13 protein-coding genes are annotated in these 15,828 nt (G+C 69.9%); 3 read left to right on the forward strand and 10 right to left on the reverse strand.

Going from position 1 to position 15,828, the window contains the following annotated elements:
* Positions 1 to 41: 41 nt before the first annotated feature.
* Positions 42 to 1,094: an aminotransferase class V-fold PLP-dependent enzyme gene (locus AX769_RS14115; protein ID WP_066280530.1), complete on the reverse strand. Its 1,053-nt coding sequence runs from the start codon at positions 1,092 to 1,094 to the stop codon at positions 42 to 44.
* Positions 1,095 to 1,178: 84 nt separating this feature from the next.
* Between AX769_RS14115 and AX769_RS14120 the strand changes: the two genes are divergently transcribed.
* Together AX769_RS14120 and AX769_RS14125 are read left to right on the forward strand one after the other, a co-directional pair.
* Entirely contained in the window at positions 1,179 to 2,162 is a 984-nt protein-coding gene (locus AX769_RS14120) for a LysR family transcriptional regulator (RefSeq protein WP_082763825.1), read from the forward strand.
* Between the two features lie 9 nt (positions 2,163 to 2,171).
* On the forward strand, positions 2,172 to 2,849 hold the full coding sequence (locus AX769_RS14125; protein WP_066280533.1) for a hypothetical protein: 678 nt from the start codon (positions 2,172 to 2,174) through the stop codon (positions 2,847 to 2,849).
* An 80-nt stretch (positions 2,850 to 2,929) separates the two neighbouring features.
* On the opposite strand, the gene AX769_RS14130 is transcribed toward AX769_RS14125, so the two are convergent.
* Together AX769_RS14130 and recO are read right to left on the reverse strand one after the other, a co-directional pair.
* Positions 2,930 to 3,721: an isoprenyl transferase gene (locus tag AX769_RS14130; protein ID WP_066283724.1), complete on the reverse strand. Its 792-nt coding sequence runs from the start codon at positions 3,719 to 3,721 to the stop codon at positions 2,930 to 2,932.
* Between the two features lie 71 nt (positions 3,722 to 3,792).
* Positions 3,793 to 4,590, reverse strand: coding sequence for a DNA repair protein RecO (gene recO / locus AX769_RS14135; RefSeq protein ID WP_082763826.1), 798 nt, complete (start codon positions 4,588 to 4,590; stop codon positions 3,793 to 3,795).
* Positions 4,591 to 4,624: 34 nt separating this feature from the next.
* On the opposite strand from recO, the gene AX769_RS14140 reads away from it, so the two are divergent.
* Complete coding sequence (locus tag AX769_RS14140; RefSeq protein WP_066280535.1) at positions 4,625 to 5,287, forward strand: trimeric intracellular cation channel family protein; 663 nt, start codon at positions 4,625 to 4,627, stop codon at positions 5,285 to 5,287.
* 174 nt (positions 5,288 to 5,461) lie between these two features.
* On the opposite strand, the gene leuA is transcribed toward AX769_RS14140, so the two are convergent.
* From leuA to AX769_RS14175, 7 genes are all read right to left on the reverse strand, one after another.
* A complete protein-coding gene (leuA, locus tag AX769_RS14145; RefSeq protein ID WP_066280536.1) occupies positions 5,462 to 7,222 on the reverse strand; it encodes a 2-isopropylmalate synthase in 1,761 nt (586 codons plus the stop codon).
* A 178-nt stretch (positions 7,223 to 7,400) separates the two neighbouring features.
* Positions 7,401 to 10,037: a phosphatidylglycerol lysyltransferase domain-containing protein gene (locus AX769_RS14150; RefSeq protein ID WP_066280538.1), complete on the reverse strand. Its 2,637-nt coding sequence runs from the start codon at positions 10,035 to 10,037 to the stop codon at positions 7,401 to 7,403.
* The gene (locus AX769_RS14155; protein WP_157887638.1) at positions 10,034 to 11,374 is read right to left on the reverse strand and encodes an esterase family protein; all 1,341 of its coding nucleotides are present in this window, start codon (positions 11,372 to 11,374) and stop codon (positions 10,034 to 10,036) included. The genes AX769_RS14150 and AX769_RS14155 overlap by 4 nt, the downstream gene beginning before the upstream one ends.
* Before the next feature lie 11 nt (positions 11,375 to 11,385).
* Entirely contained in the window at positions 11,386 to 12,093 is a 708-nt protein-coding gene (locus tag AX769_RS14160) for a response regulator transcription factor (protein WP_066280543.1), read from the reverse strand.
* Positions 12,090 to 13,397, reverse strand: coding sequence for a sensor histidine kinase (locus AX769_RS14165; protein ID WP_066280546.1), 1,308 nt, complete (start codon positions 13,395 to 13,397; stop codon positions 12,090 to 12,092). The genes AX769_RS14160 and AX769_RS14165 overlap by 4 nt, the downstream gene beginning before the upstream one ends.
* A 158-nt stretch (positions 13,398 to 13,555) precedes the next feature.
* Entirely contained in the window at positions 13,556 to 14,461 is a 906-nt protein-coding gene (gene era, locus AX769_RS14170; RefSeq protein ID WP_066280550.1) for a GTPase Era, read from the reverse strand.
* Positions 14,458 to 15,822, reverse strand: a complete 1,365-nt coding sequence (locus AX769_RS14175; RefSeq protein ID WP_066280553.1) for a hemolysin family protein — start codon at positions 15,820 to 15,822, stop codon at positions 14,458 to 14,460. The genes era and AX769_RS14175 overlap by 4 nt, the downstream gene beginning before the upstream one ends.
* Between the last annotated feature and the right edge of the window lie 6 nt (positions 15,823 to 15,828).

The raw sequence follows: 15,828 nt of genomic DNA on the forward strand, positions 1-15,828 counted from the left end.
ACGATCGACCCGTGCTGGATGCGCGGGGTTGGGTACAAACTCTACTGGGAGGTCCGACCGAGCGCCGCCGCGCACCGGTCGACGTCGGTGTCGTCGTTCCAGAGGTGGAAGGCGACGCGCACTCGCCCGGCGCGGCCCGACACGGTGAGGCCAGCGGAGGTCAGCCGACGCGCGTCGGCGCCGGAGGGGTCCTCCCAGGTCACGATCGCCTGGCCCTGCCGCGGCACCTCCAGCGCGTCGCAGAGCCGATCGCCGAGCCCGGCGGCGTGCCTCCAGACGTCGGCCAGAGAGACGGAGGCGAACAGAGCGAGGGCCGGGCGTGCACCGGCGAAGGCCTGCCAGGCGGGCGACACGTCGAATCGCCGGGCGTCGTCGGCCAGCGCGAACTCCGTGCCGTAGCAGGAGGCCCACACGTCGGATCCTGCGTACCAGCCCGCCTGGATCGGCCGCACCTCGGCGGCGAACGCCGGCGAGAACGTCGCGAACGCGACGCCGCGGGGCGAGCACAGCCACTTGTACGCGTGCGTGACGGTGGCGTCATAGCGGGAGGCGTCGACCGGCAGGACGCCCGCGGCCTGCGTCAGGTCGACGAGCGTGCGGGCCCCGACGCGGCCGGCTTCGGCCACGACGGCGGCGTCGTCGGCGACAGCCCCGGTCGCCGACTGCACGAGCGAGTAGGCCACGAGCCAGGTGTCGGCCGTGATGCTCGACGCCAGCGACGACGGCGGTACTGCTCGAAGGCGCACACCCCGGTAGGCCTGCGCCGCGAAGGGCATCATGACCGAGCTGAAGTCGCCCTCGATGCAGAGCACCTCGGCTCCGTCCGGCACGGAGGCCGCGATGACGGCGATCTGCGCCGACGTCTGCGACCCGATCGCCACCCACGACGCCGGCACTCCGACGACGCGAGCGAAGTCGTGACGTGTCTCCTCGACGATCTCAGCGTAGGCCGCCGGGTCGACCCTGCCGCTGGCCCATGAGTCGAGGTCTTTGCGCAGAGCGTCGACCGTGCCGCGGCACGGCAGCCCGCCGGTGCACGCCGCGAGATAGCCGGTGCCCCGGGCAAAGTGGTCGCGGGCGGTGTCGAGAGTCATCACCCCTCAAGAGTCGGGCGCAGGATGCCATTACACCAGAACACCTTCGGCATACGTTCGATAACCGGTGCTTATGATTGCGCGATGACCACGCCGCTCGACCTCCTCGATCTCCGCTGCATCCGCGCCGTCGCCGACGCGGGCACTATCACGGGGGCGGCGGGTCTCCTCGGCTACAGCCAGCCCGCCGTCACGCAGCGGCTGCGGCGCGCTGAGCGGCTGCTCGGGCAACCGCTCGTGCTGCGGTCGGGCCGTGGTGTGACGCTGACTGAGGCGGGTCGGCGGCTGGCGCGGCACGCCGTGCACGTGCAGGCGGCTCTCGACGCGGCCGAGCAGGATCTCGACGACCTGCTCGGCGGCTCCGGCGGCACGGTGCGCCTTGCGGGGTTCCCCAGCGCCTCGTCGACCCTGGTGCCCGCGATCCTGTCGTCGCTTCGCATCACGCACCCGAACCTCGTCGTCTCCTATGTCGAGGCGGAGCCGCCGGAGGCTATGCAGTTGCTCCGCGAGGGGGCGGTCGATCTCGCGCTGACGTTCACCTACCCGGGTGACGCGCGCAGCAGCGGCCGGGTCGACGACGACGGCGTCGTCGAGCGCGCTCTCTTCCGCGACACGATGCTGCTCGTTGCGCCGACGGGCACGTCAGGCGAGCTGGCAGACCTCCGCGACCAGCGCTTCATCGGCGGGTGCCCGCGCTGCCGCGGACATCTGCTCGCGTCGTGCCGCGCGGCAGGCTTCGAACCGGACATCGTGCTCGAGACCGACAACGCCCTGGCCGTGACCGGGCTCGTGGCGGCCGGGCTCGGGGTGGCGCTGCTGCCGGCCCTGTCGCTGGTTTCGGCCGCGCTGCCCGTCGGCGTCGACGTGCGGGCCATGCCGGGGTCGCAGGACCGCATCGTCCATGCGGCCACGGTCGTGGGCGCCGAGCGGGTGCCTGCGGTGGCGGCGTGCCTGCGGGTGCTGGCAGCCCTCGATCCTCGGCCCTTCGGGCTTCGCCCTGCCGGTACGCCGCCCGGCGCGCCGGTCGCCACGGCCGCGTCGACCGAACCCGTCGGGGCCGCCGGTTAGGCTGGTGGCGTGCGCAGAAGACTCCTGGCGGCCGCTGTCGTCACCGCGGCCCTGATCGGCCTCACCGGGTGCTTCCCCGTGGTGAAGAGCCTGACGCCGGTGGCCGGGGCGACTCCGGGTGCGCAGTCGGGTGCGGGCGGGGCCGCCACGTCGGCGCCTCAGCCCCAGGTGACGGGCGGGCCGAACTCGGGTTCGTCGGGGTCGAGCGTCGACCCGTCGAAGTTGGCGCCGGGCGGCACCCTGCTCAACCAGGTCAACTACAAAGATCTCACCATCTACATCTATCGGGTCGGGCAGCTGACCACGACCAAGCCGTCGATCTACCTGCACCCGAACGGCGACGACCCCTACCCCGCGGGCACCCACGTCGAGGTGACCGCCTACGTGCTGACCAACGACTCCGACCAGCGGCTCGACCTCACCGACCTCAGCGCCGACTACTCGTCGTACGGCAACAAGATCGCGACGCAGGACACCTTCGCCGGGCAGGATCTACTGACGCAGAAGGGGTACAGCACCGACCTGTCGACGCAATTCCCGAAGGGGGCGTCGACCTGGTACCTCCTGCCGGGCAAGGCTGTCGTCTTCGCCAACGCGTGGTTCTATCGCGACACCGACGGGCCGCTGACGCTGCAGTTCCTCTGGCCGAGCGAGCGGATCTTCCTCGGCGCCAACGTCTCGTTCTAGGCTGCCGCCCCCCTTACCTTTTCGGCACGTCCTTACCGCCCGGGCCGTCAGAACGAGCCGAAAAGGTAAGGGCAGGCGGGCTACTGCGCCGAGGCGGGCTTGTCGACGGCGCCGCCGAAGCGCCGGCCCCGCTTCGTGTAGAGGTCGATAGCGCCCCAGAGGTCTTCGCGCGTGAAGTCGGGCCAGAGCTGATCCAAGAAGACCATCTCGGCGTAGGCCGACTCCCACAGCTGAAAGTTCGAGGTGCGCTGCTCGCCCGACGAGCGCACGAAGAGGTCGACGTCGGGCAGCTGCGGCTGGTACAGGTGCCGCTGGATCACCTTCTCGGTGATGCCCGACGGCTTCAGCCGCCCGGCCGCCACCTCGCCGGCGATCGACTGGATCGCGTCGGTCAGCTCGTTGCGCCCGCCGTAGTTCACGCACATGTTGAGGGTCATCGTGGTGTTGTGCTGGGTCGCCGCCTCGGCCACCTGCAGCTCTTTGATGACGGACGCCCAGAGCTTCGGCCGACGCCCCGACCATCGGATCCTGACGCCCCACGCATCGAGCTGCTCGCGCCGACGGTGCAGCACCTCACGATTGAAGCCCATCAGAAAGCGCACCTCTTCGGGGCTGCGCTTCCAGTTCTCGGTCGAGAAGACGTAGACGCTGAGGTGCTTCACGCCCACCTGGATCGCCCCGGCGACGACCTCGAGCAGCGCCGCCTCGCCGGCCTTGTGCCCCTCGATGCGCGGCAGCCCCCGGGCGTTCGCCCAGCGGCCGTTGCCATCCATGACGACGGCGACGTGCTGCGGCACGGTGCCCGCGTCGTACTCGGGCGGCGCCTCGCCCCGCCAGTCGAGCGGCTTGAAGTCCATCTGCTCGGGCACCATGCGGCGGCCGAAGAGGCGGCGGCGCTCGGCGACGGCCGGCTCGGAAGTGCGGTCGGTGCGGGGGGTAGTGCTCACAGAAGCTCTCCTGAGGTGGGGCTGTGGATCGGCAGCGGCGCAGCGTGGCCTCGGGTCAGGGCGGTGGCGGCCGTGCGGTCGAGGTGCTGCAGCGACCTCAGCCCGCGCTCGAGGTGCCACTGGGTGTACGCGGCGACGACACCGCTGGCCTGGTTGCGCGTCGACTCTCCCGTCGCCTCGGCTAGACCCCAGTCGCCGCTGAGCAAGGCGCCCAGAAGCTGCAGGGTCGCAGGATCGAGGCGCGGAGCACCGGGAGGCGCGGCGGCGTCGGCCACGACCCCGCCCAGCTGCACCACGAAGGCGGAGTGCGGCCCGGGCACCCCGGTCACGGCGCAGTCGCCGAAGCTCGGAGCCCAGCCCGCGATGCTGAGTGCTCTCAGCAGGTACGAGTCGAGGATCAGCTGCGGATCGTGCTCGCGACGCGCCAGCGACCGCAGCGCGCCCACGAGCAGGAGGTACTGCTGGAGGCCCGCCTCGGCGTCGGTCAGCTTGTCGGCGGTCTCGACCATCACGTTGGCGGCGGTGTAGCTGGCGTAGTCGGAGACGATGTCGGCCCCGTACGATCCGAGCGACTCGGCCTGCGTGACGATGTCGAGGCTGCGGCCTTCGTAGAGCTGCAGGTCGGCGACCATGAACGGCTCGAGTCGCGCCCCGAACTTCGACGCCGTGCGCCGAACACCCTTCGCCACGGCCCGGATCTTGCCGTGCGACCGGCTGAGCATCGTCAGGATGCGATCCGCCTCACCCAGCTTGTGGGTGCGCAGGATCACGCATTCGTCTCGATACACCGGCACTCCCCCAGTATCCCTCCCATGGCAGACTCTTCTGGTGTCCGCCACAGTCCTCGCCATTCCCCTCTGGGCGAACCTTCTGGCCGTGGCCGTCGGCAGCCTGCAGGGGGCGCTCTTCGCCAGCCAGTTCCGCGAGCGGCGCGTCGACCTCCTCGGCGTTGCGATCATCGGCACGGCGACGGGGCTGGGCGGTGGCATCCTGCGGGACGTCCTGCTCGGCCAGCTGCCGCGGGCGCTCCAGACCAACTGGTACCTCACGGTCGCGGTGCTCGCGTCGCTGCTCGGCATGCTGCTGCAACGAGTGTTCAACCGCCTGGTCGGCCTCATCACGGTGCTCGACGCCCTGACGATCGGGCTCTTCGGCGCGATCGGCGCGACGACGGCTCTGGCAATGGGGCTGCCCGACATCCCCGCCGTCTTCGTCGGGGTGATCTCGGCCGTCGGCGGGTCGGTGCTGCGCGACCTCCTGATGAACCTGACCATCGCGATGATGCACGTCGGATCGCTCTACGCCGTCGCGGCCGGGGCCGGCACGGCCGTCCTCGTAGCGATGGTGGCTTTCGACGTGCCCACCTACATCGCCGCGCTGACCGGAACTCTGGTCACTTTCGTGATCCGGCTGGCCGCCGTCCGGTTCGGCTGGAGCCTGCCCGAGCAGCGCGCACTCTCGCGCCTGCCGCGCTGGCGCCGCCCGCGCTGACCCCGCCCCTCCGTTTTACCTATAGGCAAGCCGCCGCCGCACAGAAACGTCGGTGTGCGAGGGCCGCACCTATAGGTAAAACGGGAGGGGGTTTACCTATAGGTGAGCGATTGCCGCACAGAAACATCTATGAGCGAGGGCCGCACCTATAGGTAAAACGGGAGGGAAGCGTGGCTAGGCGGTGGCGAACTCCGGCTCGGCCACCTTCGAGCGCAGCGCCCGGTTGACCGCCGAGACGATGGCCTTGAGCGAAGCCGTCGAGATGTCGGCGTCGATGCCGACACCCCACAGGCGCGTCCCGTCGACGTCGAGCTCGACGTAGGCGGCCGCCTGCGCGTCGCCGGACGCACTGAGGGTGTGTTCGCTGTAGTCGTAGAGCTTGACGGCGACACCCTGTGTGGCGAGCACGTCGATGAAGGCGTCGATGGGGCCGGATCCGGCGCCCTCGGTCTCGACCATGTCGGAGCCCGCACGGAGCGACGCCGACAGGTGCGTCTCGCCCGACATGTCGCTGCGGGTGCCGGTGCGGGTCAACTCGAAGTGACCCCACTTGGCCGACTCGTCGCGAGCCGGTAGGTATTCGTCCTGGAAGATCTCCCAGATCTGCTCGCTCGTGACCTCGCCGCCGTCGGCGTCGGTGTGCGTCTGCACGACACCCGAGAAGTCGATCTGCAGCTTGCGCGGCAGGTCGAGCGCGTGGTCGGTCTTCAGCAGGTAGGCGACGCCGCCCTTGCCCGACTGCGAGTTGACGCGGATGACCGCCTCGTACGAGCGGCCCAGGTCTTTCGGGTCGACCGGCAGGTAGGGCACGGCCCAGACCAGGTCGTCGACCGACTTGCCCTGCGCCGCGGCATCGACGGCCATGGCCTCGAAGCCCTTCTTGATCGCATCCTGGTGCGAGCCCGAGAAAGCCGTGTAGACCAGGTCGCCTGCCCACGGGCTGCGCTCGGGCACCGGCAGCTGGTTGCAGTACTCAGCGGTTCGCTTGACTTCGTCGAGGTCGGAGAAGTCGATCTCGGGGTCGATACCCTGCGTGAACAGATTGATGCCGAGAGCTACGATGTCGACGTTGCCGGTGCGCTCTCCGTTGCCGAACAGGCACCCCTCGATGCGGTCGGCGCCGGCCATGTAGCCGAGCTCGGCTGCCGCGACGGCGGTGCCGCGGTCGTTGTGCGGGTGCAGAGAGAGGATGACGTTCTCGCGGTGGGCGAGGTTGCGGTTCATCCACTCGATGGAGTCGGCGTAGACGTTGGGCGAGGCCATCTCGACCGTGGCCGGCAGGTTGACGATCACCTGGCGCTCGGGGGTCGGCTCGAAGACCTCGATGACGGCGTTGCAGATGTCGCGGGCGAACTCGAGCTCGGTGCCGGTGAAGCTCTCGGGGCTGTACTCGTAGTAGACGGTCGTCTCGGGGATGGTCGCCTCGGCGACCTTGCAGAGACGAGCGCCCTCGAGGGCCAGGTCGATGATGCCCTGCTTGCCGGTGCGGAAGACGACGTCGCGCTGCAGGATGCTGGTCGAGTTGTACAGGTGCACGATGGCCTGATTCGCGCCCTTGATCGACTCGTAGGTGCGGTTGATCAGCGACTCGCGGGCCTGCGTCAGAACCTGGATCGTGACGTCGTCGGGGATGGCATTCTCGTCGATCAGGCTGCGCACGAAGTCGAAGTCGGTCTGCGACGCCGATGGGAATCCGACCTCGATCTCCTTGTAGCCCATCTTGACGAGCAGATCGAACATGATGCGCTTGCGCTCAGGGCTCATGGGGTCGATCAGGGCCTGGTTGCCGTCGCGCAGGTCGACGGCGCACCAGCGCGGCGCCCTCGTGATGCGCTTGGCAGGCCAGGTGCGGTCGGGCAGGTCGACCTGGATCAGGTCGTGGAAAGGGACGTATTTGTGGATCGGCATCCCGGACGGCTGTTGCGAGTTCTTCATGGTCTCTACCTCTTCGTCAAAGTTTGTCAGCCAGCCGGATGTGAAACCGGCACTGTGAACACCGCGACGAGGGAGGCCTTAGAACGAGGTCTCGTCGCGGCAGCTAAGAAGGAGCAGGCCGAACAGCACGAATCGACCATAGCACTACGCTGCCCAGGCGCTCACGGGCAGCAGAGCATCAGACGACGGATCGCAGGAGGCGAGGCACCTGCCTGATGGAGAGCTCGGGCAGGTACGCGCGGGCGAGCGCGGTGCCGATCGCCGGCAGCTCGAGCGGGTCGGGGTAGGCCATCAGAAGGGGCACGAACTCGGGCTGGAACTTCTTCTTGAAGGCCAGCAGGGTGGCGAACCCATAGGCCGGCTCGAGGGTGCGGGCGATGAAGCCGAGCAGCCGCTCGGTCTGGCTCGACTCGTCGTCGAGGGGCTTCGCAGTGGCGAGCGGTGCGGCGGAGAGACTCAGGAACTCGAGACCGTCCTCCTGCGCCTGTAGGGCGGCCTCGGCGATGACGAACTCCATCACCCCGGTCATGCTGTCGGGGCGGCGACGCATGAAGTCGAGCGTGCCGCCGATGACGACGCCGTCGCGGTAGGTCGGCAGCCAGCTCGTCACGGCCTGCACCCGGTCGCGTTCGTCGAGGGCGAGCATCAGCCGCACGTCACGGCTGCGGATCTCGTCGACGCCACCCAGGGTGAAACCGAGCTCGGGGAGGTTTTTCTCGGCGACCCACTGCTCGGAGATCTCGTCGATCTGGCGGGCGATCCCGGGCCGAAGGTCGGCGTAGTGGGTCCACTGCGCCCGCACCCCGGCCTTGGCAGCGCGATTGATGCTCGATCGGACGTCCTGCCACTTCTTGCCGGTCATGGCGAAGGTCGCGGGCCGGATCACCGTCTCTTCGGCCACGGGCAGCGTCGACCAGCCGAGCCCGGCGAACACCGGCTCGAGGTCGGCGTCGATGCTGTAGAACACCGGCGACAGCCCCCGGTCGTCGCACCACTCGGCGAAGTCGGAGATCACCTCGGCGGCGCGCTCACGACGGCAGAGCGGGTCGGCCGTGGTGATGGCGCGGCTCCCGACCACCCGGTACGCCACGGCCGCGAGGCCGTCCGCCGTGAACCAGTAAGAATTGCCCTCCCACGTCGCCATGTGCGACAGGTGGCCGTCGACCCCGCGGCGCAGGATGCGATCGAGAGCGCCTCGACGCGCGGCGGCGCGGGCTCGCGAGGTGTCGGAGGCCGCCAGGGCGAGCCCGATCACGGCGACGAGCCAGAAGACGGGGCCGACACCGAGATAGGCGACGCGCAGCGGCACGTCAGCAGGGACGGCTCCCAGGCGCTCGACACCGATGAAACCGACGGGCACGAACCGCTCGGGCACGCTGAGCAGCACGTCGGGCACCGAGACGCGCGCCGAGAAGCGGCCGCGTTGGAGCATCGCCACCACGAAGTAGAACGCCGACAGCGACACGAATGCCGTGACGAGGCCGGCGATGTAGCGCCGCACGATCGCCTCGGAGGCGCGCACCGTGAGATGCCGCAGGTTGACATAGACCACCACGGCAACGGCCAGCGGCACGGCCACCGACAGCCCGCTGAGGAAGAGGCGCTCGACCCGGTGTCCGGGCATGTCCTGGAAGGTGTCGCTGGTGAACGGCAGGACGCCCTCGAAGAGCGCAGCCAGCCCGGCCAGCAGGAGGTTGACGCAGATGGCGGCCCACCCGGCCACACGTCGGCCCCGACGGATGAAGGCCCCTGCGACCACGAGGATCACGAGCGGCAGGATGCTGAGCAACACGGTGCTCGGCCCGTGAAGACCGCCGAGCGCGACGTCGCGCATGCAGGTGCCGTTCGGGGCCGCCGGCCCGAGATCGCCGCCCGCGCGCTGCAGCGCCGCCCCGTGGAGCTCGGCCTGATGCAGGGCGGCCCGGCAGAGCGCCGGCAGGCGGTGGCTCGGCAGCACATCGCGGAAGAGTTCGCCGACGGGCGCGAGGATGCCGATCGGCGCCCGCGTCAGCAGGGTCACGACCGGGCCGAGGGCGGTCACGGTGACGACGACCGAGAGCAGCACCCGCGCCTCGTGATGCGAGCTGCGGGTCCAGCCGCGGTCGACGGGGCGCGGCTCGGGCCTGAGCACGCGGCCGAGGGCCAGCCCCGCCAGGGCGCCCACGAGAGCGTAGAGCCCGGCCGGATGCCCGTCGTAGAGCAGAAAGGTGACGATGCCGGCAAAGCCGAAGACCCGGATCCTGCGTCGCCAGAGCGGCCCGGCGAACGCGCTGGCGGCGAGGACGGCCCCGAGAGCGGGCGTGAACGGATGCAACGTGGTGTCGTAGGCGACTTGGAGCGCCCACGACTCCCCCACGGCGATGCCGATCGCCTGCGCGGCCACCCCGACGACCGTGGCGATGACGCCGGTGACGAGGTAGGCGGCAAGCGCCCGACGATGCCCCATCAGCCGCTCGGCACCGCCGACCAGCACCAGCACGGCGAGGACGGTCGCGATGAGCTCGGGCAGGCTGCCGCAGAAGAGGATCGAGGCGAGCGTCAGCGCCCAGGCGCCCGGGGTCGTCTGACCGCCGACCCCTGCGCCGACGACGTCGCGGAGCGCGTCTGCCGGCCCGTTCTGCCAACTGCCGGAGACGATGGCGAGAGCGACCAGCACGGCCGCTATGACGACGCTGACGGGCTGAGCGCCGAGCTCGACGACCACCCGGCGGCCGGTGGCCTGCCAGAAGCGCCCCGGCGAGACGTCGGGCCCACCCGTGCCGCGGCTGCTTCCGCCGCCGGCGGCCGTGACGACCGCGTCGATCTCGGCGCTCACGCTGCGCCTCGGAAGGTGCCGAGCCCGAGGGTCGACCAGACGACGGCGAATCCGTGGGCGAACCCGTTTGATGCCGTCACCCAGTCGTGGCCGCTGCCGGGTGAGACGTATCGGGTGACGTGCATCTGGGCGCGCCCGGCCGCCGCCGAGACCTGGTTCATGACAGTGGTGTAACGGGCATCACGTCGGCCGACTGCGAAGAACGCGACCGTGTCGGGGTAGGGGCCGTGCGCGGCCATGATTGCCTCGGGCTGGGCCGCCCGGTAGCGGCTCTCGTCGCCGCCGAAACCGTCGGCGATCGTCGCGGCGGTCGACGACAGTCGGGGGCCGAGCTGCGCCGAGACGTCGATGAACGACCCGAAGAGATCAGGATGCGAGGTGGCGAACTGCACCGCGCACGTGCCGCCCTGAGAGAACCCGCCGACGCTCCACGCCGACCGGCCGGCCTGGACGTTCAGGTGCGCGCGGATCCAGTCGGGCACGTCTTTCGTGAGGTAGGTGGCGCTGTTGCCGAGGGGTCCGTCGACGCAGAGCGGGTTGGCGTCGGCCGAGCTGAGCTGGTCGGGCACGACGACGATTGGCGCCAGCCCGCGGTGCGCCGCGGCGTCGGCGTCGAGGGTCGTCTGCACCTCGCCCGAGATCAGCACCGACGACGGGCTGCCGGGCTGCCCGGTCATCAGGATCACGACGGGCAGGCGGGGCGGGTCTTTCACGAGTGCCGCCGGCGGGAGGTACACGATGGCGTCGCGCGCGACGAAGCTCGAGTGCGTGCCCGCGATGCGCACGCTGCCGACGCGCCCGCGGGCGGGCAGGTCGCTCGGGGCGTGCCAGCGCGAGGCGAGGTCGGTGGTCGTGGCCGACTCGGCGGCGCCTTGCACGAGGGCCGGCAGAGCAAGGCTCTGAGTGTCTTCGACGCCCATGAGCTGCCCGAGAGTGCGGTACTCCCCCACGTCGCGGTTGATTGCAAGGCCACCGGCCAGCACGAAGACCGCGGCGCCGCCGAGGGCGAGGACTTTACGCCGGGCCGGGGCGAACAGCAGATTGATCACGGCGAGGACGACGCCTGCGACCATGAGGCTCGTCCAGATGCGCTGCACTGTGGTCGGCGACACCTCGAACACGTCGAGCACGTCGCCGATCAGCCAGATCGCGGCCCAGCCGATAGCGAGCCCGAGCGGGATGCCGATGACGACGTGCCGGCTCCAGGCGCGCCCTGCGGGTCGACGACGGGGGCGACGCACGAGCAGGACGACGAGGACGGCCGCCAACACGTCGACGAACACCAACAGCGACGTCGCCACGAGCGAGACGCTTGAAATGTCGGATGCAAATGCCACGGAAGACAAGTCTATGTGGTCAGCCCATGCTCGTAGGCGTAGACCACGAGCTGGACGCGGTCACGCAGCGAGAGCTTCGCGAGCACGCGCGAGATGTGCGTCTTGACCGTCGCCTCGCTCAGGTATTCGAGTCGAGCGATCTCGCTGTTGCTGAGGCCGCGGGCGGCCGACTGGAAGATGTCCCTCTCGCGAGTCGTCAGAGACTCGAAGGCGACCGGCACGGGCTTGGGCGCGGTCTGACGGTTGTCGAAGTGCTCGAACAGCTCGCGCGTGGCCGAGGCGGCGATCACCGAGGTGCCCGCGTGCACGGTGCGGATGGCGGCGAGAAGGAACTCGGGATCGCTGTCCTTCAGCACGAAGCCGCTGGCGCCCGAACGGATCGCCCGCGTGGCCGCCTCGTCGAGATCGAACGTGGTGAGCACCAGGATGCGAGGTGCGGGTCGCCTCTCGGCATCGGCCTGGGCGAGGATCGCCTGGGTGGCCGCGATGCCGTCCATCACCGGCATCCTGATGTCCATCAGCACGACGTCGGGTCGGGTGCGGGCGACGACCTCGACGCCCTCCTCGCCGTCGCCGGCCTCGCCGACGAACTCGAGGTCTTTCTGCGACGAGACCACCATGCGGATGCCGGCGCGGAACAGCGCCTGGTCGTCGACGAGGACGATCTTGATCGTGCCGGTCGGCGACGGTGCGGGTCTGGTGTCGGGTGCGATGCTCATCGCAGTCGGACCTCCTGGGTGAGCGCGGTGGACGGGATGTTGGCGCGCACGATGAACCGTCCGCCTGCCTGGTGAGTGGTCAGGGTGCCTCCGGCCAAGGTAGCGCGTTCGCTCATGCCGACGACGCCGTGGCCACGTCGTTCGTCGGGCCGGTACTGGCCGCTGGCCGTGAGCGCGTCGGGGTCGATCGGGTCGGACGGCCGCAGTGTCGATGCCACGACGATCGTGAGGTCGTCGGGGCGCCAGTCGAAGAGCACGTCGACGGTCGATGACGTGTCGCCGTGCCGGAGGACGTTCGTGAGCGACTCCTGCACGATGCGATAGATGGCGAGCTGGCGGTTGCTGCTCAACTGCGCCGGCACGCCGCTGGAGCGCAGGTCGATCGAGAGACCGGCGGCGGTCATCTGCTCGACGAGCCGCTCGAGGTCGACAAGCACCGGCTGCGGCGCCGCGCCCTGGCTGTGGCGCAGCTGGCCGAGCAGCTCGCGCACTTCGCCGAGCGCCTCGCGGGCGGTCGACGCGATGGTGCCGAGGCTGTCCTCGACGGTCGACGGGTCGGCGCGGTAGGCGTAGCGCGCGCCGTCGGCCTGGGCGATCACGACCGCCAGCGAGTGCGCGACGACGTCGTGCATGTCGCGGGCGATGCGGCTGCGCTCCTGCTCGACGGCGATGTCGCGTTCGGCCCTCGCGGCTTCCCGTTCGGCTCTCGCGGCCTCGCCCTCGGCTCGCGCCGCCTCGCGTTCGGCGCGGGCGGCCTCGCGTTCGGCGACGAGCTGGGCGTCGCGGCTCTCGCGGGCGGCGTAGCGGGTGCGCACCAACTGCCCGCCGACCCATGGCAGACCCAGGAGGGCGAGGAAGCCGAGGAAGGTGATGCCGATCTGCAGGAAGAGCCGGATCAGGTCGGTCACGTTCTCGACGCTGTGCGGCACGCCGAAGATGGCGAGCTGCGCGAACGTCACGTAGAACATGCCGACGGCGGCGCCCACTCCGACCGACGCCAGGCCGAGCCAGCGCAACCGCGGGCTGCCGTAGGCGGCGACGGTGTAGAGCACCGCGCAGATGGCGAGGTTCGACACCTGAGGCGTCGACAGCGTCAGCATCTCGAAGGCGGCGGTCGCCCAGACGACGCCCAGGGCGAGGCCCGGCGACCAGCGACGGAAGACGAGGGCCGCGACCATTCCGACCGTGATGACGAGCGACATCGGATTGGCGTGGAGGTCGAAGACGAGAGTCACGAGCCCGACGACGACGGCGATGACGATGTCGAGCACGAGCTGCTGGGTCGTCAGCCGGCGGAAGATCACGCGACCACGGTACGGGTCGGGCGGCGTCGACACGGTGCCGGACGCAACAGGCGCGACCTGCGATGGCGCGGAATCATCCGCACGATGTAGATCATCCGCACGATGGAGATCGTGCGTGCGCGGGATGCGCGCCCCGGTGGACATGTCGGCTTTCTCCTCTAGAACCCGAGACGGCCGAGCTGCTTGGGGTCGCGCTGCCAGTCTTTGGCGACCTTCACCCGGATCGACAGGAAGACCTGCTTGCCGACCAGCGGCTCGATCTGAGCCCGGGCCCGCTCGCCGACCTCGCGAAGACGCGCGCCCCTGTGGCCGATCACGATGCCCTTCTGACTGTCGCGCTCGACGAAGAGGTTGGCGTAGATCTCGACGAGCTCACGGTCGTCGCGCTCGACGATGTCGTCGATGGTGACTGCGAGCGAGTGCGGCAACTCGTCTTGGACCCCCTCGAGGGCGGCTTCGCGGATGAGTTCGGACACGCGATCCTGCACCAGCTCTTCGGTCACGACGTCGGCCGGATACAGCTGAGGCGACACCGGGAGCAGTCGGATCAACTCGGTCACGACCGTGTCGAGCTGGATCTTCGAGACGGCCGACAGCGGCACGATCGCCTCCCAGTCGCGCAGGGCGCTGACGGCGAGCAGCTGCTCGGCGACGGTCGTCTTCGAGGCCGCGTCGACCTTGGTGACGATGGCGACCTTCTTCGCGCGTGGGAACGCGTCGAGCTGCTCGTTGATGAAGCGGTCGCCCGGGCCGAGCTTCTCGTTGGCAGGCACGCAGAAGCCGATCACGTCGACGTCGCCGAGCGTGTCCTGCACGACGCTGTTGAGGCGTTCGCCCAGCAGGGTGCGCGGGCGGTGCATGCCCGGGGTGTCGACGATCACGAGCTGGCCCGAGCGGCGGTGCACGACACCGCGGATCGCCCGGCGGGTCGTCTGCGGCTTCGACGAGGTGATGGCGACCTTCTCGCCGACGAGGGCGTTCGTCAGCGTGGACTTACCGACGTTCGGCCGGCCGACGAACGAGGCGAACCCGGCGCGGTAGTCGGAGGGAGTGGTGGTCGTCATCGGGAGGCCCGTTCGTTCGGAGTGGTGGCGCTGGTGGAGTCGGCGGTGGCGCCGGTGGCGGACCTGCCCGCGGTGGTCGGCGAGTCGAACGCCGCCTCGGCTTCGGCGAGAGCAGGATCACGACGCACCAGCACGCTCTGCAGGTCGCGCCGCCGCCCCTCGGTGTGGTTGGCCGTGAGCACGAGGCCCGAGACCCGGGCTTCGTCGCCCCGCTCGGGCAGCCGGCCGAGAGCCTTCGTGAGCAGGCCGCCCACCGAGTCGACGTCGTCGTCGTCGAGCTCGATGCCGAAGAGGTCGCCGAGCTCGTCGACGGGCATGCGAGCGCTGACGAGCTGCACGCCCTCTTCGACCTCGCGGTGCTCGACGACGGTCTGGTCGTACTCATCGCTGATGTCGCCGACGAGCTCTTCGATCAGGTCTTCGAGAGTGACCAGCCCGGCGATGCCGCCATACTCGTCGACCACCATCGCGAGGTGGTTCTTCTGCAGCTGCATCTGGCGGAGGGTCTCGTCGGCGCGTTTGGACTCGGGGATGAAGACCGCGGGCTTCGCCAGATCTGCGGCGTAGCGAACCGACCCGCCGCGGCGCTCGTGCACGAAGCGGGCGGCGTCGCGCAGGTACATCACGCCGAGCACGTCGTCGCTGTCGCGCCCGACGACCGGCACGCGCGAGACGCCCTTGCCGAGGAAGACCGACATCGTCGCCTCGATCGTCTGGTCGGCGTCGACCGTGACCATGTCGGTGCGCGGGATCATCACCTCGCGCACGACCGTCTCGCTGAACTCGAAGATCGAGTGGATGAGGGTGCGGTCGTCCTCGTCGAGCACGTCGAACTCGGCGGCCTCGTCGACCATGCTGAGCAGCTGCTCCTCCGAGGAGAACGAAGCCGTCCGCGGTCGACCCGGCGTCACCCAGTTGCCGATGGCGACCAGTGCGTCGGCCAGCGGGCCGAGGACGATGCGGATGCCGCGGACCAGCCCGGACGCGGCCGTGACGAGGCCCCGCGGGTGCGCTCGGCCGACGCTGCGCGGGCTCGAGCCGACGAGCACGAACGAGGCGGCCGTCATGATCAGCGCCGAGGCGAGGAGGGCCCACCACCACTCGTCGATCGAGTAGGCGAACGCCAGAGACACGAGCACGGCGGCCACGACCTCGGCGAGCACGCGCATGAAATTGACGGCGTTGACGTGCGCACCGACATCTTCGGCGATGGCGCGAATGGAGCGCTGCCCGCGCGGGTGCGAGTCGGCCAGCTCGAGCAGGTCGTGTCGGCTGAGCACCGAGAGAGCGGAGTCGGTGGCGGCCAGGAAGCCGCCGAAGACGACGAGGACGACGGCCGCGGTGACGAAGATCGCGATCATCACGGT

It is taken from the genome of Frondihabitans sp. PAMC 28766 (assembly GCF_001577365.1).
Classification (GTDB): Bacteria; Actinomycetota; Actinomycetes; order Actinomycetales; family Microbacteriaceae; genus Frondihabitans.

What these genes read in the sequence shown, in the direction of transcription:
- AX769_RS14175 (WP_066280553.1), bottom strand. Translation starts at nt 15,822, where the DNA reads ATGATCGCGATCTTCGTCACCGCGGCCGTCGTCCTCGTCGTCTTCGGC.
- AX769_RS14160 (WP_066280543.1), bottom strand. Translation starts at nt 12,093, where the DNA reads ATGAGCATCGCACCCGACACCAGACCCGCACCGTCGCCGACCGGCACG.
- AX769_RS14130 (WP_066283724.1), bottom strand. Translation starts at nt 3,721, where the DNA reads ATGGTGCCCGAGCAGATGGACTTCAAGCCGCTCGACTGGCGGGGCGAG.
- AX769_RS14120 (WP_082763825.1), top strand. Translation starts at nt 1,179, where the DNA reads ATGACCACGCCGCTCGACCTCCTCGATCTCCGCTGCATCCGCGCCGTC.
- era (WP_066280550.1), bottom strand. Translation starts at nt 14,461, where the DNA reads ATGACGACCACCACTCCCTCCGACTACCGCGCCGGGTTCGCCTCGTTC.
- leuA (WP_066280536.1), bottom strand. Translation starts at nt 7,222, where the DNA reads ATGAAGAACTCGCAACAGCCGTCCGGGATGCCGATCCACAAATACGTC.
- AX769_RS14115 (WP_066280530.1), bottom strand. Translation starts at nt 1,094, where the DNA reads ATGACTCTCGACACCGCCCGCGACCACTTTGCCCGGGGCACCGGCTAT.